Below are 20,918 nucleotides of genomic sequence, written 5' to 3' on the forward strand. Positions count from 1 at the left end.
TATGGCGCTCGATGCTGACGGATCAATATTCGAAGTCGTTCGCCAAAGCGGGCGGCGTCGGAATCTCGAACGAAGTCTATCGCACGCTGATTCTGCAGCAAGCGGGCCGCACCAGTTAGCGAGCCCAGGGGGACCGAATATGAACCAAGCAACATTACAGCGCGATGCGCCCGCCCCTGCTCTCTCCGCGGCGACGCCGACTGACGCGCGCAAGCTCGCCGACAGCCTGATGGATGTGATGAGCGAATTGCTCGGCGTCATCGAGCGCGAAACCGAACTGGTACGTGCCGGCAAACTGCGCGAGGCGATGACGCTTGAATCCGCCAAGACGGGACTGTCGCGTCGATACGTCAACGCGGTTGCGCAACTCAAAGCCAGCCAGAAATATCTAGCGGAAACTGCCCCAGAGCTTCTGACCGCGCTGCATCGTCACCACGACACATTCCACGCCATGCTGCAGATCAACCTCACAGTGCTGGCAACAGCCCATGCCGTTTCAGAAAGCGTCGTGCGTGGCGTCAACAGCGAGATGCAGCAGCGCAATATTCCCAACACCTACACCGCGGCTGGACGCCGGGCATCGCCGGGCCCGCGACACATGACGCCGCTGGCGGTGAGCCGCTCGCTCTGATCCCGCGTTCATAAGCGATTTTCCTTAATACTGCGCGCTCATTTCAGTGAGGGATTCAGCATATTCTCTAACAAAGCGTTGAGACGTCTCAGGCCATAGTTGCCCCACGAGGAGGGTTGGATTTTACTCGGGGGAGGCCAGGAGGCTGCCATGAGTACGGATTTCAGCATCAGGCCGGTCGGGACGCCGGCTGCTACGCCTATTGTGCAGGCCCCGAGCGCGGCCGCCAACAGCGCAGTCGCAACCGAATTGCCCGCTAGCCAAAGCGTTACCGCCGCCGACGTGAGCGCGAGCGTGCGCAACGACTTCGACGCGGCCAGCAGCTACGTGTCGCATCAGGCGTTTATCGATCAGGCCGCGGCCTCGATCGTTTATCAGGTGGTCGATATCAGAACCAACGCGGTGGTCGCGCAATATCCCGATGAAGCGGTGTTGCGTCGGCGTGCCTATTTCCACACGCTCGATTTGAGCAAGGCTGCCCCGGCGCGCCCGCTCGCCACCGACGTCAAGGCGTAAGTGGTTTCACAAGGCTGTGGTTGAGCCTCGAGCGGCGTTCGCGGCGCCCAAGCAGTTCGTGGAAATCCAAAACAGGTATCAGCCTTGCTTGGCAACGGCGGTGTCCAGAAAGGTCGAGCCGTTCGCGGGATCGGTCACGACGTTCTTGATCGTCGCAGTTCCGCGCTTGGTCAGCAAGAATTTGGTGTCACCGATCCGGAATGATCCATCCTTGATCAGAACCGACTGATTCTTGACGGTCCCGGCGCTCTGATATCGCACCTGCGCGCGAAACCCGCTGATATCCGACACGCTGATAGTGAATGCTTTCTTGTTGGCGTACGTTCCGCTCCAGGTGCCCTGATAGAGCGTGGGATCGACCGCCACGTATTTCGTTTGGGATGGAATTGCGGCGCTTTGGCCGGCGGTTTTGTAGGCCGATGACAAGATGCTCATCATATCGGCCATGAGCGCGTCCTCGAAACCGCCGAGCGTCAGGCTTTGCCTGAAAGGCCGGCCGCGAGATTGCAATTAATGTCGATCAACGATTTCAGCTTCGCCGGGTCTGGATTCAACTGCATCTCGATGGTCTGCTTCATGACGAAGACGCCGATATTCGCGATGTTCTGACGAACTTCCAAGGGCTGTGGATTGTCATTCGTCTCGGCCGCGCTCATGAAGATCGACCACAGCCGCCGATTGAACAGCAGCGCGTGATGCATGTTCATGTCCGGACCGGTCCAGTTGGCCTGGACGTCCTGCAACTGTCTCGCCGCCTTTAGCAGGGCCTGCGCCTCGATTTCGCGTGGAGGCGCCGTCGTATGCGACGTTCGGGCGTAGGCTTGAGCGGCGTGAGACATCCATCACCTCAGGTAATTGCAACAGCAGCAACGAGATCCAGGCTGCCCAAACTTTGTACCGTCGCCGCCTTTAAATATGGTTAGCGACGGTTACCAAATTTGTCCGGAAATGGGCAAAGACTGCGGCCCCGCTTACATCGGCAAATGGCGGGGATTTCCCCGCCATCTTCGTTTTCGTTTTACCCAACAAGATCAGCGAAGGAGCTGGAGCACGCTTGCTTGCGATTGGTTGGCAAGTGCGAGCGCCGAGACGGCGATCGACTGGCGGGTCGAAAGCGCCTGGCTATTGGCGGCTTCCTCGTTGGTATCAGCCAGCGTCAGGTTGGACGAGCCGGTCTGCAGGACGTTGATCAGGTTCTTCGAGAAGTCCTGCCGGATTTGAACGATCGAGAGGTTCGAACCCAAGGTCGACGCTTCCGTGCGCAACGTGTTCGAGGCGGCGCTGATCTTGGCAATGGTCGCGTTCGCTGAAGCGCTGTCGAGGAAATCTGTGCCGGCTGCGAGCGAAGCAAGGCCGAGGCCGGCCGCGCTGAAGGTCACTCCCTTGATCGTCAGCGTGGATTTGCCGGTCTCGTTGAAGGTTAGCTTGAGATCGTCGCCGTTCAGCAAGTTGATGCCGTTGAAGGAAGCGTCCTGCGAGGTCGTGGTGATCTGCTGGATGATGTTGTTGTACTGGCTGACAAGGTTGGCGCGGATGGTTTGAGAAGCGGCATCGGCGAGTGGCTTACCGGCCGAACCGCCGGCGGGAGTCACAAGCGTTGCCGTGTCGGTACCGCTGATCGCAATGGTGTTCGCAGCCGCAGTGGTTCCCGTGGTTAGGATTTGGCTTGCATTGTCATTGGTCGAGGTCAGGGTGATTGAGCCATCGCTGGCCAATGAAGCCGTCAATCCAAGGCCCGCCGCCGACAGCGCGGTGTTGAAGGCATCGATTGAATTGACGTTCCCCGCAGCAACCGTGCTGCTGACCGTGATGGTGGTGGCGGCGCCGGTAGCAGGCGTAAAGACGAAGGTCTTGCCGTTGAGCGAGTTCGTACCCGCATTGGTGAGATCGGTGGCAGTACCCGCAACGCCCAGCGCGCCAGCACCGGTCGGCGCCAGGCTGGTTGCTGAAGCCTTCACCGAATAACCCGCGGGCGCCTGCAGCACCTGGTTGGCGATGGATTTCGCGGTATCGACCAGCTTCTGCAGCGAGGTGATGCCGGTGTTGGCAGCCTGCAGGACCTGCACGCCATTTCCAATGCTATCGAGCAGGTTGCTGATGTCGTTGGCGCGATTGTCGAGGCCCTGCGCTGTGAAATAATTGGTCGGGTTATCGAGGGCGGTGTTGACCTTTTTGCCGGTAGAGAGACGGTTCTGCGTGGTGGCGAGAAGATCTGCGGTGGATTGCAACGACAGCAGGTTCTGGCGAACCGAGGCCGAAAGAATAATACCGGACATGGGTGAAACCTTCCTCGTTTTACCTCCGTAGTTCTACTGAGTTACCTTTAAATTAGCGTTAATGGCGGCTTAAGGTACTTGCTTAAGCTATCGTTAAACCCGCCGCATCAACTCCGACGGTCGGTAGTTTGGAATGCGAACAGCAAAAAACGGCGGAGGTTTCCTCCGCCGTTTTGTTTTTCGCTTTTTAGTTTGCGATCAGCGCAGCAGCTGAAGGACGCTCTGCTGTGACTGGTTGGCCAGCGCGAGCGCCGAGACGGCGATCGACTGACGCGTCGACAGCGCCTGGCTGTTCGCCGCTTCCTCGTTGGTGTCCGCCAGCGTCAGGTTGGAAGAGCCGGTCTGCAGCACGTTGATCAGGCTCTTCGAGAAATCCTGGCGGATCTGCACGATCGACAGGTTCGATCCCAAAGCCGACGCTTCGGTGCGCAGCGAGGTGCTGGCAGCGCCGAGCAGAGTAAGAGCCTTGTTGGCCGAAGCGTTGTCCAGGAAGTCCGTACCGCTTGTCAAAGCAGCGAGGCCAAGACCCGCCGCGTTGAAGGTCACGCCCTGAATGTTCAGGGTGGACTTGCCGGTTTCGTTGAACGTCAGCTTGAGATTATCGCCATTCAACAGGTTGATTCCGTTGAATGAGGAATCCTGCGCCGTCGTCGTGATCTGCTGGATCACGTTGTTGTACTGGCTGACCAGGTTAGCACGAATCGCCTGTGAGGCTGCATCGGCGACTGGCTTACCGGCCGCGCCGCCGGTGGGAGTCACAAGCGTGGCTGTATCGGTACCACTGATCGCAATCGTGTTCGCAGCCGCAGTCGTTCCCGTAGTCAGGATCTGGCTTGCATTGTCGTTGGTTGAGGTCAGGGTGATGGAGCCGTCGCTGACGAATGAAGCCGTCAATCCGAGGCCCGCAGCGGACAGCGCGGTGTTGAAGGCATCGATTGAATTGACGTTGCCGGCGCCCGTGCCAAGCGTGATGGTGGTGGCCGCTCCGGTAGCAGGCGTAAAGACGAAGGTCTTGCCGTTCAGCGAGTTCGTACCCGCGACGGTCAGATCGGCAGCAGTTCCAACTACACCCAAGGCACCCGCGCCGGTCGGGGCCAAGCTGGTTGCGGAAGCCTTCACCGAATAGCCGGTGGGCGCCTGCAGCACCTGGTTGGCGAGTGATTTGGCCGTGTCGACCAGCTTCTGCAGCGATGTGATGCCGGTGTTGGCAGCCTGCAGGACCTGCACGCCGTTTCCCATGCTGTCGAGCAGATTGGTGATGTCGCTCGCGCGGTTGTTAAGGCCCTGGGCGGTGAAGAAGTTTGTCGGGTTGTCGAGCGCCGAGTTGACCTTATTGCCCGTTGCCAGCCGGTTCTGCGTGGTGGCGAGCAAATCCGCGGTGGACTGAAGGGAGAGGAGGTTCTGGCGAACCGAGGCCGAAAGAACAATGCCGGACATGTTTCATACCTTTCTGGTGTGAAATTGGAGTGGCGAACATCCCAATCTTTTTTGATCGGGTGGCGTAGGGCGACGGTGGAACCAAGCGTCTAACAAAACATGAATTGAATCCCATACACTCGCGTTCGGAGCCGCGCCGAGGAGGCGCGCACTTCTATTTTGGTCTTTGCACCTACTGCGGAGATCGTTGATATCGCTACGATTTATTTCAGAGGCGAATCTCGTTTACGAGGCATTAACCGCAATCAGAAAGGATCGCAGTCGCATCGGCAAAAGCATCGGCGTGCGGCCGCCACCAGAGCCGACACTCGCATCACCTTGCGCGTCGTGCGGAAGCGGCAACGGAGAACAACGATGGCTTTGAAAGTCGAGCTCAAGCCGCACGAACGGATCATCATCGGCGCTTGCGTCATCACCAACACCGATCAGCGCGCGCGGCTGTTGATCGATGGCGACAACATTCCGATCCTGCGAGAGAAAGATATCCTGACGCCCGAAACCGCCGATACGCCTGCCAAGCTCGTCTATCTCGCGGTGCAGCTGATGTATATTTCGCCGGACCCGCAGGTCAATCACGGCACTTATTTCAATCTGGTGCGCGACATCGTTACCGCCGCGCCGAGTGCGTGGCCGATCATCGAGGACATCAACAATCATATTCTGAACGGCGAGCTCTATCAGGCGTTGAAGCAAGCTCGAAGGCTCGTCGCCTATGAAAAGCAGCTGCTCGACCACGCTGACGCTGTCCAGGAAACAGCCGGCACCGAACGCAACACTGCCTGAATTTGGCTACATCGCCAGAGGTGGCGCTGATTCAATCAACGGCACTCGTTCACATGACGAGGACCGCTGCCCGCCGAACTCGAGCACCGCCGATAGCAGCGCGTCGATATCGCTTGTGTCCGTGCGATGGTTGACGATGGCTGCACGTATCGCAAGCTGCCCCTTGAGCAATGTGGTTGAAGCCACAGCGATCCCGGACTCCTGAACGTCGATCACAATATCCGCGTTCACCTGATCGGCGTTGTCGCCACGATAACGAAAGCACACGATGTTGAGCTGCACCGGCGCCATCAGCTCGAGCCGCGGCTCGTCCAGGATCCGCTGTTTCATGTATGCCGCGAGCTCACAGCTACGCGTGATAACGGCGCCCAGCCTTTCCGTGCCGAAGGTCTTCAGGGTGAACCAGGTCTTCAGCGCCCTGAAGCCACGCGACAAATCCGGGCCGAGGTCGCAGGGCCACGGTGAATTCGCGGCGAGCCCGCGGGTTTCCCGGCGCAAATACGCGGCTGGCGCAGCAAAGCTGTCGCGATGCCTATCACCGTCACGGACGAGCAGGAAACCGGCATCGTAGGGCACCTGTCCCCATTTGTGGAAATCGAGCGCAATGGAATCGGCGTGCTCAATTCCGGCAAGCCGCGGCGCTAAGGCTGGCGCCAGAATTCCAAGCGCGCCAAAGGCACCGTCGACATGAAACCAAAGTCCCTGTTCGCGGCACAATAACTTCAGCGCGTGAAGGTCGTCGATTGCGCCGATATCGACAGTTCCAGCCGAACCTACGACGAGGAAGGGCTTGAATCCGGCAAGACGATCCCGCGCGATCCGTTCGTGCAACGCATCAACGTCCATGCGATGAAAGCAATCGATCTGGATATGGCGCAATGCATCGCTTCCGAATCCCGCGATGTCCATTGCCTTGCTGATGCACCCGTGCGCCGCCACCGACGCATAGGCCGTCAGCGATGCGCCATCCTCGGCAACTCCGCGCTGCCGGACCGATGTCCCGAGCGCAGCTGTGCGCGCCACCAACACGGCCATCAAGTTGGCCATTGAAGTACCTGTGACGAAAATGCCGCTGGCGCCGTGCGGGAAGCCGAAGATCTGACGCATCCAGTCGGTGATCTGACGTTCAACTTCGATCGGAATGTGATCGCGACCTCCGAGATTGGCGTTGAGTCCTGCCGCGAGCATTTCTGCCAGCATGCCGACTGCGGTGCCGCCGCCATGCACCCATCCCATAAAGCCGGGATGAACATTGCCTGTGGTATAGGGAACGATGAAATCGGTAAACTCCCGATAGACATCGCCGAGATCGGAGGCGCGATCCGGGAGCTCAGCGCGAAACCGCGCGCGGACATCGTCCGGTATTGGCTGCCAGACCGGACGATCCCTGATGTTGGCCGCGTAGTCGATCATATCATCGAGCATACGATGGCCGAGCGCGCGGATACCGTCCCAATTTTGTGGATCGAGCGTCTCACTCGCGTGGGTTTTCCGAGGGGCTTCGCGCAAGCTCTCGGTCACGCCGCGTGCTCCCGTCCTGAAACGGCGCGGCTGCACAACATCGCCGCGAACGCCTCGAATATCTTGCGCATCTGCGGCGCCTTGTATGGAAAAATTTCCGGCGAATCCATATTGTGCACGACGGCTGTATTGTCAGCCTCGAATATCAACAATTCGCCTTGTCTGTTTTCGGCGCAGTCGACGGTAAAGTAGTCAAGCCCAATTCGTTCCGCCATTCCGGCGAGCGCGGTCGCATGGCGCCGCGCAAATCCGAACTCGAAGGTGCGCATGAACGTTTCTTCTTCGAGACGCTTCGCTGCATTGTCGGACATTCCGGCATTGAGGTACCAGATATCCCATCGCGCGGCGATCGCCATGTGACACGCGTAAGGTCGGCCTGCCACGAACACGATCCGGTATTTGCGAAACAGCCCGTCCTCGGCGGCGTAATCGACAAAGCGCGAGAGGAAGAATTCCTGCTCGGGGCGTTCGGCCAGATATCGATCGATCGCGGCGGGGTCATCGAGCTTTGCGAGCCCGACGCCCGCATGTGAACCGTGCGGCCTGGCAATGATCGGAAACCGAAGCTCGGCGGCAATTTCCGCCAGCGCCACCTCGGATTGAGCAATCCCGGCAAGTTGCGCGCGCGACGCGTAAATGGTTGCGGGAATCTCAAGCCCTTCGACGCCGCGCAGCAGACCGTGCAGTTTATCCCGATCCAGATTGCAAACCATTCGCGGCGGATTCAACAATGGCCTCGGCCAGCGAGACGACATTTCGTCGATCATCCGAAGCGCGTCGCGGCACTCTCTGGAATCAGAGGCGATCACGATCGCCACGTCATGATCGGGCAGCGGCAGCGGCAGACCGATTCGAGGAATCACATACAGCGTCAGCAATTCGATGCCGGACTCTTCCAGTAAAAATTCGATTGGCGTGTTGCCGCCCATGTCGATCGCGGCTGCGAGCGCGAGCACCCGCAGTTTTGGCTGCTTCATGGCGCATGGCGAGCGAAACAGCTGATGGAAACCGACGACCTCGGCCTGGATCGATAACCCGGTCTGCTTATCACCCAGCAGCTGCGCGATCAGCGAAAGATCGAGGCCCTCACCCGCGCCCGCCGTTCCATCGATGACTTTCGCCATCAGTTCGTCACGCAACGGGCGAAGATCGATCCCGTGAAACGCCATGGTGGTGAGCTTGGCAAAACCGATCCGGTCCGCGCAGACCGGCTCAGTGGTCCCGGTCCGTTCGTTGGAATCGGCCTGCATCTAAAACTCCTGATGTGTCGAAGAGAAAACGATTGCGCGGCCGCAGTGGCCCATGCAGCTCAGCGGCAGGCACTATTTCAGGCAACATTGGCCGCCATTGCCGGCGCCGCACTTGCGGCAAATTGCAAGGAGATATCGCCGTGGAATACGGAGGGACCGACATGGTCCAGACGACTTTCAATATCAGCCCAGATTTCGCCGCCGATATCGGTCCAGCGCTTGCAGAACGCGAAATCCTCGCTGAGATAGGTCCCGGTGCTCTGGTCGATCATGCAATCGAAAAATGCAAACCGGTTCGAACTTCCCGCGAGCGCGTCCAGGGAGTGTTCGCGGAAGAACTGCAGCGCGGCGTAAGCGGGGTGTTCGCACATTTTTTCCAGGGCACGTCGCCGGATCATGAGGAAGCCGGTTCCGGCGTAGCGCACGCGGGTGAAGCCGTTCACCGCGACGACGTGATCAGCGTCTTCAATCTCCAGCACGTAATCAAGCGCAGCCGAAGGTATCGCGGGCTGGTTAGAGCCGAGCATCCGTCTTGCCTTGTCCCAATTGACCCGCTTGATCGGATAGACGCCAGCAACCACGTCCGCCCCCGATTCAATGAGCCGATAGACCTGATCGGGCGTGAAGCCGATATCCGCATCCACAAACAGAAGGTGCGTCGCGGATGGATTATCGAGAAAGAGCGTCACGAGGTTTGCTCTCGCCCGCGTAATCAGCGCGTCGCCGTCGCGCATTACAACCGTCAGATCGATGTTGGACCTTGAACGAACGGACCGCTGCAAGTGGAAAACCGACCCGGCATAAATGCTGGAAACCTGCCCGCCGAAACAGGGCGTGGCTACGACGAGGTGAACCTTTTCCGTCATGATCCGCTCCGAAGCAGCGGACACGGCCCGCTTTCGTGACCAAACAGTAAATAGACGTAGTTAACGAGATGCTAACAGCTTCATTTCCGTAAGAGTCGAGAGCGTTCGAGCGAAGTGGACGGCGGTTCGCCTGAAGAAAACGAGTAAGAACAAGCTAGGCGATCGGAAGATACTTGGTGAGGGTGAGCTGTGACAGCATCGCAGTGGTTTGGTAAGATGCCTGCAGGCTCGTCTGAACCGCCAGCAGTTGGCTCGCGACTTGATCGCGGGAAACGCTTTCCGCCTGATCGACGATGCCCTGCAGCATGCCCTGGGCCTGGGTCTGCCGCGTTTTGGCGTTTTTAATCGTCAGCTGGGCGGTCGCGAGATCGGCCTGAATGTCCTCGATCGATTGCTGCCCGGGCTGAGTCAAAAGATTTTGCCCGACGCGTTGGCTGAGCGCCTGGACTTGCAAGGCTGCGTTCGGACCGGCCGTGGTGGTCACGGCCGAGAACACCGCCAACGTTTGAAGCTGCGAACGGATAGCCTGCTCGTTGGCCCGCATTCCATATTGCACTGTCGCCGATTGATCGACCCGCGCGGTTGCACTGGAGCGCGCGGGTCCCGGACCCGCTTCGCCTTTGTACCAGCTCACGGTATTCGCGGTCCCACTTACCAGCGAGGTCGCTGTACCGAATGGGGCGCTTCCGACGCGGAGCGGCGGTACGGTCGCGGTCGCGGTGGCTCCAAACCCGAGTGCCGCGAACGCCGCCCCATTCGAACTCGACACCGTCAGGCTCGCGGCGTTATCGGTGTGCAACGCAATGACACCGCCACTGACAGTTGAAGGCGTCGAGCTACCGGTGATCGAATCGATCTTGCTCAAGAGGGTCTGCACGCTGTCAGTCACGTTGAGCTGGTTTCCGGTCGCGCCCGAGGCAACAAAGGTGATCGATGTGCCGTTGACGGTGATCGTGTCGCCGGCAGCGAAATTGGTGGCCAGCGCATCGGTGGCCGCGGCGCCTGACAAGAGCGTGGCGCCCGTAATCGGCGCAGCAAGCTTGTTGTTCGCCACAGCTCCGGTGGCCGTTCCCGTGGTATTGAAGAAATCATTGCCGGCTTCGATGGCGGACGCCGCCACCAGCGATGTGTTGGCGAGCTTGCCGATCGCGGTGTTGAGGGCGGTATTGAGATTGGCGGCCGTCGCTGTCGATGTCAGTCCGATCGAAAAACTTCCGGCTGGTGGTGGTGTGGCGCTCGAGGCGGTTAGCTGAATCGATTCAGTCGTGCCATCCGGCAGCTTGAACGCAAAGCTTACCGAATCGCCGTCATTGGGATTGGCGGGCCCAAGGTCGACGGAGATGCCGGCGGGCGATCCCGCGGGCCCGGTGATTGTGGCGCCGGTCAGCGTTGATGAAACCGCGCTCAGCTTCAAGCCGAACGGCGAACCCGCGACATCCTCCGCCACCTTCACCGACGTCGCGGTTGGTGAAGTGATGACGAGCCGCCCGAGTCCGGCAGTGCCGAGATCGGCCTGCTTGCGCTCGGAGATCACCTGCTTCAGCCCAGCCTGCGTGGTGGTTCCGTTCAGGATATCGTCGACCGAAGCCACCGATGGCGTGTTGATGGCCGCGCCTGAAAAGAGATAGCGGTCACCGGCTTGCATATTGAGAATACCCAACATGGAGGAAAACTGCGATGTCGCGGTTTGCTGGGCGATCGTTTGTCCCGCGCTGTTCAACGTCTGCAGCGTACTGTTGGCGCCGGTCAGAACCGTCGTTCCGATATCGACCATGCCCTGCAACGCAGTATTCGCGATGCCGATATTGGTGTTGATGTTGGTCTGCGTATCCGTGAACGCCGCGATGTTCGACAATTGCGCGCGCGCCGCGATCGCAAATCCCTCATTGGTACCCATCCCCGAATAGGAGGTGGACTTCTTTCCCGTCGTGACCTGTGACTGCAGTAACGTCAGCTCATTGTTGAGATTGAGCAGCGACTGATTGAGAATGCTGGGGCCGAAACTTACGCTGTTGATTGCCATATGGGTCGCCTTACACCTGGACCTGCAGCAGAGTGGTCATCATGTTCTGAACCACGGACATTACGTGCGCGTTGGCAGCATAAGTATTCTGCAATGAAATCAGGTTGGACATTTCGGTGTCGATGTTGACTCCCGAATCGGATTTGAATTTCTGCTGCAGCGCGTTGACCACGACATCCTGACCTTGCTGAAGGTGCGTCGCCGATGTCGATGCGTTGCTCTGCAGGCTAAGGAACTGCTGCATGAAGCCGGAGATCGTGCCCTTGAAGGGGGTCGCGGCGGTGCCAAGCCCGGTCTGCGGCGAATAGGCAAACGTGCCTGAGGTCAACTGCGAATACAGGTAATCGATGCGTGTCGTATCTCCGGCGTTGGTCGGAGGCGAGGTATTGTAGACCGTGAGTTTCGAAGGATCGGCAAGCAGCGCGGGATTGATGGTGATGCGTCCCGCAAGCCCGGTCTGCTGCGAGCCAAATCCCGTAATCGCGCCGGTATACAATTGGCTGCCATCGGTAAACAGCGGCAGTTGAGGGCTTCCGCTCGCCAGCGACGTCACCGTCGCGGTGGTCGAGGCCGCGCTGACCTTGGCGGTGCCGGTGCCGTTGTCGAGGATGCGCAGGGTTGAACCGGCGGGGTTGGAGAATTGCAGATTTGAGGGACCAAACACGCCATTGAGTTGCGCGACGATCGACGCCATTCCGCCGGAAAAATTGATGCCGATCACCGGATTGTTTGGATCGCCTCCAGGATTCGACAATGGCAGCGCGGTCGGATCGTCGACACGCACGATCGTGACCTGGTGCTGAGTGTTGGTGGTCGTATCGGTGTAGGTGAAGTTGATCTTGTTGCCCGGCAACACGTTGGTCAGATCGAGATCGAAGCCGGCCTTGGGAGCCAACGCGGCGGGCGCGACGGTCCCGGGAGTGGTCTTGTCCGAAAGCGCGCTCGCAACCGAAGCCGCCAGTTGGTCGATCTGGTTTTGCGCCTGAACCAGCGTCTTGTCGCGCAGCGTCACGTCGGCCGCGATCTGGCCGGAGCTGAACGCGTTGGTCACGTCCGAGATAGCCCCGTTCGCGAACTTGATCGAAATCGTGCCCACGGTCGATTTCGATGGGTCGGCGTTCCACAATGCATTAGGATTCAGTGTGCCTTGCGGATTGAAGCTCAGAGTCGACGCCTGAGCCCCGACCAGCTCGATGCCGCTGCCGGCATACACGGTAGTCTGATTGTTGGAATTGATCGTGACCTTGATATCCATCAACTGGGATAGCTGGTCGATCGCGCTGTCGCGTTGATCCATCAGCGTCGCCGCCATGGGGTCTGTTGTCTTCAACCCCTGCAGCTGCGTATTGATTTGCGCAATCTGGGTCATCGCTGCATTGGCTTGTCCGACCGAAATATTGATGTCCTGCTCGGCGTTCGAACGCAGCGTCTGTATGCCTTGCGTGGTCGCGTTGAGTTGCTGCGCCAGAGCCTGCGCGGCGGTGAGAGCCGTGATCTGCGCCGATGAACTGCCTGAGCTTGTCTGCAGGGCTTGCAGCGCGGTCGTGAAGTTCGAGTAGGCGTTTTCCAGAGTGCCGTCCTCACCAGGAGTTCCGTAAACCGACTGCAACTGAGTCAGAACGCTTGCGATCTGGTCGGCGTAGGCCCCGCCGGCGGTTTCCGTTCGCAACTGGGTCTGGATGAATTGGTTGAGCTGCCGGTTGACGCCGAGCACACTGACGCTCGAGCCGATCTGGCCTGTTTCCGTCTCGACCTGGACGCTGCTTTGGGTGATGTAGCCCGGCGTCTGCGCGTTGGCGATGTTGGACGAGACGACCGAAAGCGCTGCCTGGTTTGCACGCAAACCGGACATCGCAGTGGCGAGAGCAGAACCCAAACTCATGATAACCGCCTCAAATCAAGCCGTGCCGAAAACGCTTCGAGAAATCAGCGCAGCACGTTCAAGAGATCCTGCACCATGCTGTTGGCCGTGGTGATCACCTTGGTGTTCGCGGAATAGGCTTGCTGGGTCACGATCAGTTTAGTGAACTCATCGGCGATGTCGGTGTTCGACCCTTCGAGCGAGGAGCCGCTGATCTTGCCCGAGGCGCCGATAATCGCCGGGCCTGATTGATCGGTCACCGCATATGCGCCGCCATCCAGGCTCTTGAGGTAGTTCGTGCCGTTGAAGTGCGACAGCGTCACCGAAGCCAGGTCGAGATTCTGGCCATTGGAGAACGTGCCGATCACGAGTCCGCTGTTGCTGATCGCCACTGACTGAAGCTGGCCCGCGGCAAAACCGTTTTGCGTGATGGTGTTGATTGTCGCGGAGCCACCGATCGAAGCAAATTGAGTGAGACCACCGGAACCAACATTGATGGTGATGTTGCCGAGCGACTGGCCGGAGACCGTAACGTTAGGGACCGAAATCGCTGAGCCGCTTGGACTGATCAGCGCTCCACTTGGGCTGAAGGTGAATGTCGTGCCGACGTTGACCCATGCAGTCTGCGTGCCCGTCGCGGCCGGGTCGGACTGATAGAAAAGATTCCAGCTGTCCTGATGACCGCCACCCAGCGAGGCACTATCGGTTTTCGCCCATCGCAATTGCAGGTTCACCTGCGTTCCGCTCGCGTTGTAGGCCGTTACCGCCCCGCCACTGATGGTTTCGTTCTGAAAAACCGTGCCGTCATTAGCAACGACGACGCCCATGCCGACGCCGCCGCCGCCGGTGCGGGTTGCAGTTACGGTGATCGGAAAGCCGAGCGCTCCCCAACCGCCCGCCGAGCTGTTGATCGAAAGGTTTTGCGCCGTGCCGGTGTGCAAGGTGATCGCGCCGGTTGTAGAGTTGATGGTCGGCGCGACGCCCGTGATGGCGCCGATTTTGGCGAGCAGCTGGCCGACATTGTCGGTGACGTTGAGCTGGTTGCCGACGGCACCGGAGGCCACGAACGTAATGACGGTGCCGTCAACGGTGATGGTATCGCCCGCAACGAAATTTGTGACCAACGAATCGCTTGGCGTCGCGCCCGAGAGCGTCGTCGCCGCGGTAATCGGCGCCGCTGGCGCCGCCTTGTTGGAGGCCGCTGAGCCAGTCACCGTAGCGTCGCCGAACGGGACCGCCGGCGTGCCGACCGGCAGGGGATTTTGAGTAAAATCGGCAGGGTTCAAGCCGCCAGCCGCCAACAAACTGCCGGTCAGCGCGGTGGCGCTTGCCGCAGTCTTTGGCGCGGTCGGAAGGTTGGCCGCGTACTGGATGATGGTGGTTGCCTGCGCCGGAACGAAATTGTTCTGGAATTGAAGAACCTGCGGAACATTGCCGAGCGGGTTGCCGGTCTTGGAATCGACCGGCACTCCCATCAAGTAGTAGCCTGCGCCGTTGACCAGATTGCCATTGGCGTTGACCTGAAAATCGCCGCGCCTGGTATAGTCAGTAACACCGCTGAAAACCGGTACGTTGTCGACAGTCCCGGTTGCTTTTTGCACCGAGAAGAAGCCGTCGCCGTTGATCGCCATGTAGGTAGCGACAGTGGAGGCCGACACTGTGCCCTGGGATGAGATGGTGGAGCGCGCAAAAGCGGTGACGGACCCTGCGACCTGCCGGTCCGGCGTGGTGGCATCCGGAACGAGATCGACGAAGCTGGTGCCGGTGCCCTTGTAAGCCGTGGTCTGCGCGTTGGCGATGTTGCCGGAGATGTTCTGCAGCGCAAACGACTGCGCCTGCAAACCCGCGACGGAAGTATTGAGAGCATCGAAAATACCCATAACAGCGTCTCCAAAATCGATCCCGGCAGCCAATTTGCGTTTATGGCCGCAATCGAGGGTGACCGTCGCAAGCTCCGTGCCAGTATAGGAAATTCAAGGATTTCCGTTACTTAAACGAAAAACCCCGGTCCAGGGACCGGGGCACAATTGCCGGGCGGGCAACAATTGCCGGGCGAGCTTCAGCTCGCAGAGGGCGCCGCCGGATGAAATACCAAGGCCAAACCGTCCATGCAGTAGCGCAACCCCGTCGGCTTCGGGCCATCGTCGAAGACGTGGCCGAGATGCCCGCCGCAGCGTCGGCAGTGAACCTCGGTCCTTAGCATTCCGAGCATCCGGTCTTCGGTGGTGCCGACCGCGTTCTCCAACGGCGCGTAGAAGCTCGGCCAGCCGGTGCCGCTCTCGAACTTCGTCTCCGAGGAGAACAACGGCAGGTCGCAACCGGCGCAGGCGAAGATTCCCTTGCGATGTTCTTTCAATAGCGGGCTCGAGCCGGGCCGCTCGGTGCCCTGCTTGCGCAGGATTTCGTACTGCTGCGGCGTGAGTTGTGCGCGCCATTCCGCATCGGTCTTTTCGACCTCGAACTTTTCCGCGGCCTCTGCGGGAGACGCGCGAAGCCAACGGAAGCCGGCAAAGCCGAACAGACTGGCGACAGACGCTAGCAGGATACGGCGGTCAATCATGATGGTCTCCGGTGCGAAGCAGAAAACGTGACGTCCGCCTCAGATACGGGGTTTGGGGCCCAAAGTTACACCGAGCGGGCCGAAATTATCTCACTTTGTTGCGAGCCGTGTGCTGCGCAGCATGAGCGCTGGCCGTCTTTTTGAGCGGTCTTCCACCTCAAGGCGCGGTCTCACCATTGTTTGCCGGACCCGGCATCGGAATTCTGGGCTGGGGCCGAACCGGCGGCCGTCGGGAAGGCGGTGGCCTGGTTCCCACCATACGATTGGCTGCTTCCCTCCGGGCCTCGCGAATGCTGGCTGTATTTCGTGCCCGCTCGCGATAACGGGCCAGCGCGCCCGCAGTAGCCACCCTTGCGCGGGTCCACATGCCGATCGCGAGACCGGCAACTCGCCCGATCGTACCGCCCGCCCACACCATTTCGAATGGCGAAAAGAGGCGCCAGCGCTCGTCGCCCAATAAAATGCTGCGGGCTATGAGCTGTCCCGCCATCGCGCTCGTGTTCAGCCCGTGGCGACCGAAGCCGCTGGCGATCCACACCCCCTTACGCAATGGACCGATCTGCGGCATGCCGTGCACCGTCTGCCCGATGGCGCCGCTCCACATCTCCGCGATCTCGACACGTCCGAGTTGGGGAAAGATCGTCCGGATGCGGCGCTGAATCGCCACCGCAAAACGGTCAGGCCGCGCAGCCCATGTGGTTTCCGGACTGGCCCACATCAGGCGATCGCCCTCGACGATCCGGAAATGGTCGATGCCATCGCTATCGGTGATCGATCCCTTGAAGGTCGTCGCATCGGCCAGCCGTTCGCCAAGCGGCGCGGTGATCGCAGCGTAGCGCCAGACCGGCAGCAATGTTTCCGACACGCGTCGCGCGGGCGCGCCCAAATGTACATTGCCGGCGAGCACGATCTGGGAAGCGCGCAAACGCGCGGACGGCGTGACGATGCGCTTGCGGATGCCTGATATGTCGATGCTGACTGCCGGCGTATCCTCGAAAATCCGTGCCCCCGCTCGCCGCGCCAGCGCAGCCAGGCCGTGCACGTATTTGCGACCGTCGATCTGGAATGCCTTCGGATAATGCACGCCATGGAAATACCGGTCGGTCTTGATCTCGGCGCGCACGCGCTCGACCTGCCAGCCCTCCACTTCCGTATCAAAATCCTCACCGAGCATTTGCAAGCGTGCGATCAGTCGATCCCCTACATCGACGTTCGATAATTCGAGGGCACCTTCGCTCAGCGCAATCCCGGGAATCAACTCCTCGGTCGCGTGGGCCCGAATATATTCGACGCCTGCCTTCGACAATGCCCAGAGTTCGCGGGTATCTTCGAAGCCAATGCGCGCAATCAGATCGGCGATCGGAAGACTATAGCCCGGCATTACCGTGCCGAGTTGATGGCCGGAGGCGTTCCAGCCAACCTGGCGGCCTTCGAGCACCGCGACACTGGCGCCGAGCCGCGCGGCCTCCAACGCCACTGTAAGTCCGGCGAGCCCGGCGCCGATCACGGCGATATCGACATCCAGATCGAACGAAAGCCTGGAATGTTCGGGCAAGTCCGCGTCGTCCGATCGCATGGACTTGTTTTCAGGACTGTTGTTTGTGGAAGTCTCGCTCATACCATTTTTCTTACGGACCGAACCGGCGCTTGTCACCTTGTCTGGTCAAGCTGTCTGTAGATTAATGCGCGGACTTGAAACGAATCGAGATTGCGCCATGCGCCGTTTGATGCTGCTGCGTCACTCCAAGACCGAACATCACGCGCCGTCTGGCCGCGATCAGGACCGTCGCCTCGATAATCGTGGCCGCCACGACGCCGCCGAGATCGGCGGCTGGATCGGCCGGCACCCGCCTTTTCCGGATCTGGTGCTGGTTTCGCCAGCGATCCGGGCTCATCAGACCTGGGAAATTGCCTGGGAGCTAATGAAAGATTTGGCTCCGAAGCCCCAGGTCGAGCTGGTGCCGGAACTTTACGGCGCCGAACCGTCCCAGCTTCTGCAGATCATCCGCGAAGCATCGGAGCCCGATCCCCGCCGGCTCATGCTGGTTGGCCATAACCCGGGAATGCACGAACTCGCGCTGGCGCTCGCCGGCAGCGGCGACGCGGCGGGTCGTAACGCCCTTGCGGACAATCTGCCGACGTCCGGTCTGGTGGTCTTTGACTTTTCCATCGACGACTGGAGCGACGTGACATTCCGCCGCGGCCGGCTGGTACTGTTTGTCAGTCCCAAACTTTTGAAGCACGCGTCGGACGAGTAGCTGTCGCAACAGCCCCAGCCGCCGACTGGCCTTCGGAGCCACCCTCCCCACGCGTGGGTCACGGAAAGAGCGAGCTTCGCTCGTGTCGAACCACAAGGGGAATAAATATAAGAAAGTGTGAGCTGGGTCCGCAGGGACGACGTCTAACCTGATGACAAGCATCGGTAACGGCGTCGCCAAGTCTTGAACTTATGCTAGGCTGACGGGGGACAGGAGGCAGCAAATGTTCAAATCCATTCTGGTCCCGATCGATCTTGCCGACACCGATCTGGCGAAACCCGCGATTGCAACCGCGGCGACGCTGTCTTCCACCTACAGCGGTACGGTCCGGCTTTTGAACGTACTGCCGATGACGCCGGTGATGCTCGCCGAGTATGTGCCGCCGGATTTCGACGTGCAGCAGCGCCAGACCTCAGAGGAGGCGCTCGCTATCGTGGCCCGCGAGTCCGGAATCGAACCGTCCCGCATATCCACGACGGTGCGGCAAGGAGGTATCTATCACGAGATTCTCGAGGAGGCCGCCGCGCTCCACGCCGATCTGATCGTGATGACATCGCATCGTCCGGCGATGCGGACCTATTTTCTCGGCTCCAACGCCGGCCATGTCGTACGTTACGCGAAGTGCTCGGTTCTGGTGGTCCGGCATTAAAGCCTCGTCTTCAAAAGCGCACTAAGGCAGCAACGCTTTCGGCAAATCGCTGAACGTGTATTCGCCGGGCCGATTGCGCACTACAAACCCGCCGATCTGCCAGATAAACAGCGCAGCGAATCCTATCAGAAACAGGCCGCCTATGTATTCGCCCGTCAGAATGGCTCTCAGCAGAAGTCCCGCGATTGCGATTCCCACGAGCGCGAGCACGGCAACTCCCGCGCCATAGGTCCACGGTCCGACGCCGCTAACCAGCGCGGCCTTGCTTCCAGACTGCGCCATGCGCGCATGAAGCTCAGTGATGAAGTCGCGATATTCCCGATCCTGCGGCGACATCAACGTGACGGTCTGCCAGGTGGTCGAAAGTATCGCGATACGCTGCCCGTCGGATTCGACATCGGTCCGAAAGCGGCGGGACTGCATCGATACCGGCCGATAGGAGAGCCGGATCGCGGAGATATCCGTATATGGCCAACAGCCTGACTTGTTGCCGGCTTGCCACGATAGGCCATTGTCGGTGAGTTCAAACTCGTGCGCAGCCCCGATCAGCGAGGCCTTGTAGGCGTACCGGTTTAATGAGGCCCGCGGTGACGTTGTCACCCGTTTCGGCGGCGCTTTGAGAAAGTTCAACAGCTCCAACTCACGTTTCGCAGCGCGGGCTTGCACACACCGGCCGCTCTACCTTACAAGCCCGCGATGGCCGAGACGACCTATTTTCCACGTCCGCTGATTCTCGCGACCGCGCTGGTCTCCGGCGTGTTGCTTGCGCTCGCCGTGCATATGCTTGGCGCCCGCTTCGGCCTCGACCTCGGTGGTCTATGGCGATCCGATGCCGGTGAGTTGATGCCCGCGAGCGCGGCTCTAGCGTGGTGGCTGACGGCGACGGTGGGCTTCTGCGGCGGCTATTTCACGGCCAGGGTGATGCACGATGCGGTGTCGGGGCGAATTCCGCCGCGTGTGCGTCAATTCCTCGTGGCCGTCGGGGTGCTGGTACTTGCTGGCGCGGGACAGGCCGCTTCCGCGCCGACTCCGATTCCGACCTTCTCCGGCGTCCTCGCCGGTTTGGCCGCACTATCACTGGGCGCCGCGATGGCGTTTTGTGGCACGCATTTCGCCCTGCGCAAGACGTGAGCTCCGGGAACTGCCCGTCGCCGTCCTTTGCTGCTGGGCCATAGCGCCCCAGCCGATTGCCACGCCGGCCGCGAGGAGCAGACCCGCCGAGATGATCAGCGATGCATGTAAGCCGGTCACAAACCCGCTGGACTGCCCGATCAGCGAACCGAACAGGGCGACCCCGAGCACGCTCCCGGTTTGCCTGGTTGCATTGAGGACGCCAGCAGCAATACCCGAGCGTGATTTCTCCACGCTTCCCAACAGGGCCGACGTCAGAGGCGGCACCAGCAATCCAAGTCCGGTGCTGACCGCGATGAGTTGTAGGCAAATCGCCCAATAGCTCGTGCCGGCTTGGATTCCGACCATCGCAAGGCATCCGGTTGCAGCTAGCGCCGCGCCGGCAGCAATGGTGGCGGGAGCGCCGATGCGTTCTGCGATCCGGGGGGCGATCAGATTGACCGGCAGCACGGCGCCCATCATCGGGACGAATGCAAGCCCGGTCGCGAACGGCGAGAGATGGTTCACGCCCTGGAAGTACAGACTGAACACAAAGATCAATCCATACACCGCCACATTGACGAGCAGCCCGACCAGCGAGGTCATGGCGAACATCCGATGCTTGAACAGCGACAGCGGCAGCATCGGCTGTGGCGCGCGGGCTTCGCGCCGAATGAACAGCATCGCCAGCACCACCGACGCGGCGAAGCCCGCGATGACGAAGCGATTGCTCCAGCCAAGCGCGCCACCTTCAATGATGGCGCCCGCGAGGCAGCCTAGTGCTGCGATCGCCGCAATCTGTCCGGGCAAATCGATTTCGCGTTGACGCGATCGCGTGGTCTCGCTGGCATAGCGCCAGGTCAGCCACAGGCCGGCAAGCCCGATCGGCAGATTGACCAGGAAGATCGACCGCCAGCCGACAAGCGCGATCAAGCCGCCGCCGACCAGAGGTCCGGCGGTGAGCGCAAGGCTCGCGCCGGCGGCCCACGTGCCTACGGCTCGGCCGCGCGACTTGTCATCCGAATAAGAGTGGCTGAGCAGTGCGAGTGAGTTCGGAACCAGAATGGCTGCGGCAAGACCCTGGACGAAGCGGGCGCCGATCAGGATCGAAGCGCTCGGTGCCAGCGCGCAGGCCAGCGAAGCGGCCGTGAAGATCGCAAAACCAGCCATGAAGACC

At 60.4% G+C, this 20,918-nt stretch carries 21 protein-coding genes; 7 read left to right on the top strand and 14 right to left on the bottom strand.

Features of this window, described 5'->3' with window-relative positions; all coding sequences use genetic code 11:
• From VJV58_RS04505 to VJV58_RS04515, 3 genes are all read left to right on the top strand, one after another.
• Window positions 1-119, top strand: a 119-nt coding sequence (locus tag VJV58_RS04505) for a rod-binding protein (protein ID WP_324136163.1), incomplete at its 5' end; no start/stop codon positions are given.
• 20 nt (window positions 120-139) lie between these two features.
• Window positions 140-631 (top strand): hypothetical protein, encoded by a 492-nt coding sequence (locus VJV58_RS04510; protein ID WP_324136144.1) that lies wholly within the window; start codon window positions 140-142, stop codon window positions 629-631.
• Window positions 632-781: 150 nt separating this feature from the next.
• A complete protein-coding gene (locus VJV58_RS04515) occupies window positions 782-1,147 on the top strand; it encodes a hypothetical protein (RefSeq protein WP_324136145.1) in 366 nt (121 codons plus the stop codon).
• A gap of 78 nt (window positions 1,148-1,225) precedes the next feature.
• Here VJV58_RS04515 and VJV58_RS04520 read toward each other — a convergent pair whose 3' ends face one another.
• The 4 genes from VJV58_RS04520 to VJV58_RS04535 form a co-directional block, all read right to left on the bottom strand.
• Window positions 1,226-1,594 (bottom strand): hypothetical protein, encoded by a 369-nt coding sequence (locus VJV58_RS04520; RefSeq protein WP_324136146.1) that lies wholly within the window; start codon window positions 1,592-1,594, stop codon window positions 1,226-1,228.
• 26 nt (window positions 1,595-1,620) lie between these two features.
• Complete coding sequence (gene flaF, locus VJV58_RS04525; protein WP_324136147.1) at window positions 1,621-1,986, bottom strand: flagellar biosynthesis regulator FlaF; 366 nt, start codon at window positions 1,984-1,986, stop codon at window positions 1,621-1,623.
• 192 nt (window positions 1,987-2,178) lie between these two features.
• Window positions 2,179-3,423: a flagellin gene (locus VJV58_RS04530; protein ID WP_324136148.1), complete on the bottom strand. Its 1,245-nt coding sequence runs from the start codon at window positions 3,421-3,423 to the stop codon at window positions 2,179-2,181.
• Between the two features lie 198 nt (window positions 3,424-3,621).
• Entirely contained in the window at window positions 3,622-4,860 is a 1,239-nt protein-coding gene (locus VJV58_RS04535; RefSeq protein ID WP_324136149.1) for a flagellin, read from the bottom strand.
• Between the two features lie 354 nt (window positions 4,861-5,214).
• On the opposite strand from VJV58_RS04535, the gene flbT reads away from it, so the two are divergent.
• Complete coding sequence (gene flbT, locus VJV58_RS04540; protein ID WP_324136150.1) at window positions 5,215-5,643, top strand: flagellar biosynthesis repressor FlbT; 429 nt, start codon at window positions 5,215-5,217, stop codon at window positions 5,641-5,643.
• Between the two features lie 6 nt (window positions 5,644-5,649).
• Here the strand turns inward: flbT and VJV58_RS04545 are convergent, their stop codons facing one another.
• The 8 genes from VJV58_RS04545 to VJV58_RS04580 form a co-directional block, all read right to left on the bottom strand.
• Window positions 5,650-7,152 carry a pyridoxal phosphate-dependent decarboxylase family protein gene (locus VJV58_RS04545; RefSeq protein ID WP_414641402.1) on the bottom strand — a complete coding sequence of 501 codons (1,503 nt, stop codon included), beginning with the start codon at window positions 7,150-7,152 and terminating at the stop codon, window positions 5,650-5,652.
• Between the two features lie 8 nt (window positions 7,153-7,160).
• Complete coding sequence (locus tag VJV58_RS04550; RefSeq protein ID WP_324136152.1) at window positions 7,161-8,414, bottom strand: hypothetical protein; 1,254 nt, start codon at window positions 8,412-8,414, stop codon at window positions 7,161-7,163.
• A gap of 77 nt (window positions 8,415-8,491) precedes the next feature.
• Entirely contained in the window at window positions 8,492-9,280 is a 789-nt protein-coding gene (locus VJV58_RS04555) for a hypothetical protein (protein ID WP_324136153.1), read from the bottom strand.
• Between the two features lie 154 nt (window positions 9,281-9,434).
• The gene (locus VJV58_RS04560) at window positions 9,435-11,303 is read right to left on the bottom strand and encodes a flagellar protein (RefSeq protein WP_324136154.1); all 1,869 of its coding nucleotides are present in this window, start codon (window positions 11,301-11,303) and stop codon (window positions 9,435-9,437) included.
• Between the two features lie 10 nt (window positions 11,304-11,313).
• A complete protein-coding gene (gene flgK, locus VJV58_RS04565) occupies window positions 11,314-13,185 on the bottom strand; it encodes a flagellar hook-associated protein FlgK (protein WP_324136155.1) in 1,872 nt (623 codons plus the stop codon).
• A 44-nt stretch (window positions 13,186-13,229) separates the two neighbouring features.
• The gene (locus VJV58_RS04570; protein WP_324136156.1) at window positions 13,230-15,044 is read right to left on the bottom strand and encodes a flagellar hook-basal body complex protein; all 1,815 of its coding nucleotides are present in this window, start codon (window positions 15,042-15,044) and stop codon (window positions 13,230-13,232) included.
• 179 nt (window positions 15,045-15,223) lie between these two features.
• A complete protein-coding gene (gene msrB / locus VJV58_RS04575; protein ID WP_324136157.1) occupies window positions 15,224-15,724 on the bottom strand; it encodes a peptide-methionine (R)-S-oxide reductase MsrB in 501 nt (166 codons plus the stop codon).
• Window positions 15,725-15,881: 157 nt separating this feature from the next.
• Complete coding sequence (locus tag VJV58_RS04580; RefSeq protein ID WP_324136158.1) at window positions 15,882-17,342, bottom strand: FAD-binding oxidoreductase; 1,461 nt, start codon at window positions 17,340-17,342, stop codon at window positions 15,882-15,884.
• 97 nt (window positions 17,343-17,439) lie between these two features.
• On the opposite strand from VJV58_RS04580, the gene VJV58_RS04585 reads away from it, so the two are divergent.
• Entirely contained in the window at window positions 17,440-17,982 is a 543-nt protein-coding gene (locus tag VJV58_RS04585) for a histidine phosphatase family protein (RefSeq protein ID WP_324136159.1), read from the top strand.
• Between the two features lie 223 nt (window positions 17,983-18,205).
• Window positions 18,206-18,631: a universal stress protein gene (locus VJV58_RS04590; RefSeq protein ID WP_324136160.1), complete on the top strand. Its 426-nt coding sequence runs from the start codon at window positions 18,206-18,208 to the stop codon at window positions 18,629-18,631.
• 21 nt (window positions 18,632-18,652) lie between these two features.
• Here VJV58_RS04590 and VJV58_RS04595 read toward each other — a convergent pair whose 3' ends face one another.
• Window positions 18,653-19,231 carry a hypothetical protein gene (locus VJV58_RS04595; protein ID WP_324136164.1) on the bottom strand — a complete coding sequence of 193 codons (579 nt, stop codon included), beginning with the start codon at window positions 19,229-19,231 and terminating at the stop codon, window positions 18,653-18,655.
• A gap of 96 nt (window positions 19,232-19,327) precedes the next feature.
• Between VJV58_RS04595 and VJV58_RS04600 the strand changes: the two genes are divergently transcribed.
• Window positions 19,328-19,762, top strand: a complete 435-nt coding sequence (locus VJV58_RS04600) for a hypothetical protein (RefSeq protein WP_324136161.1) — start codon at window positions 19,328-19,330, stop codon at window positions 19,760-19,762.
• Here VJV58_RS04600 and VJV58_RS04605 read toward each other — a convergent pair.
• Window positions 19,706-20,918: MFS transporter (locus tag VJV58_RS04605; RefSeq protein WP_324136162.1), on the bottom strand; the 1,213-nt coding region annotated here is incomplete at its 5' end. The genes VJV58_RS04600 and VJV58_RS04605 overlap by 57 nt on opposite strands.

It is taken from the genome of Bradyrhizobium sp., assembly GCF_035273305.1.
Classification (GTDB): Bacteria; Pseudomonadota; Alphaproteobacteria; order Rhizobiales; family Xanthobacteraceae; genus Bradyrhizobium.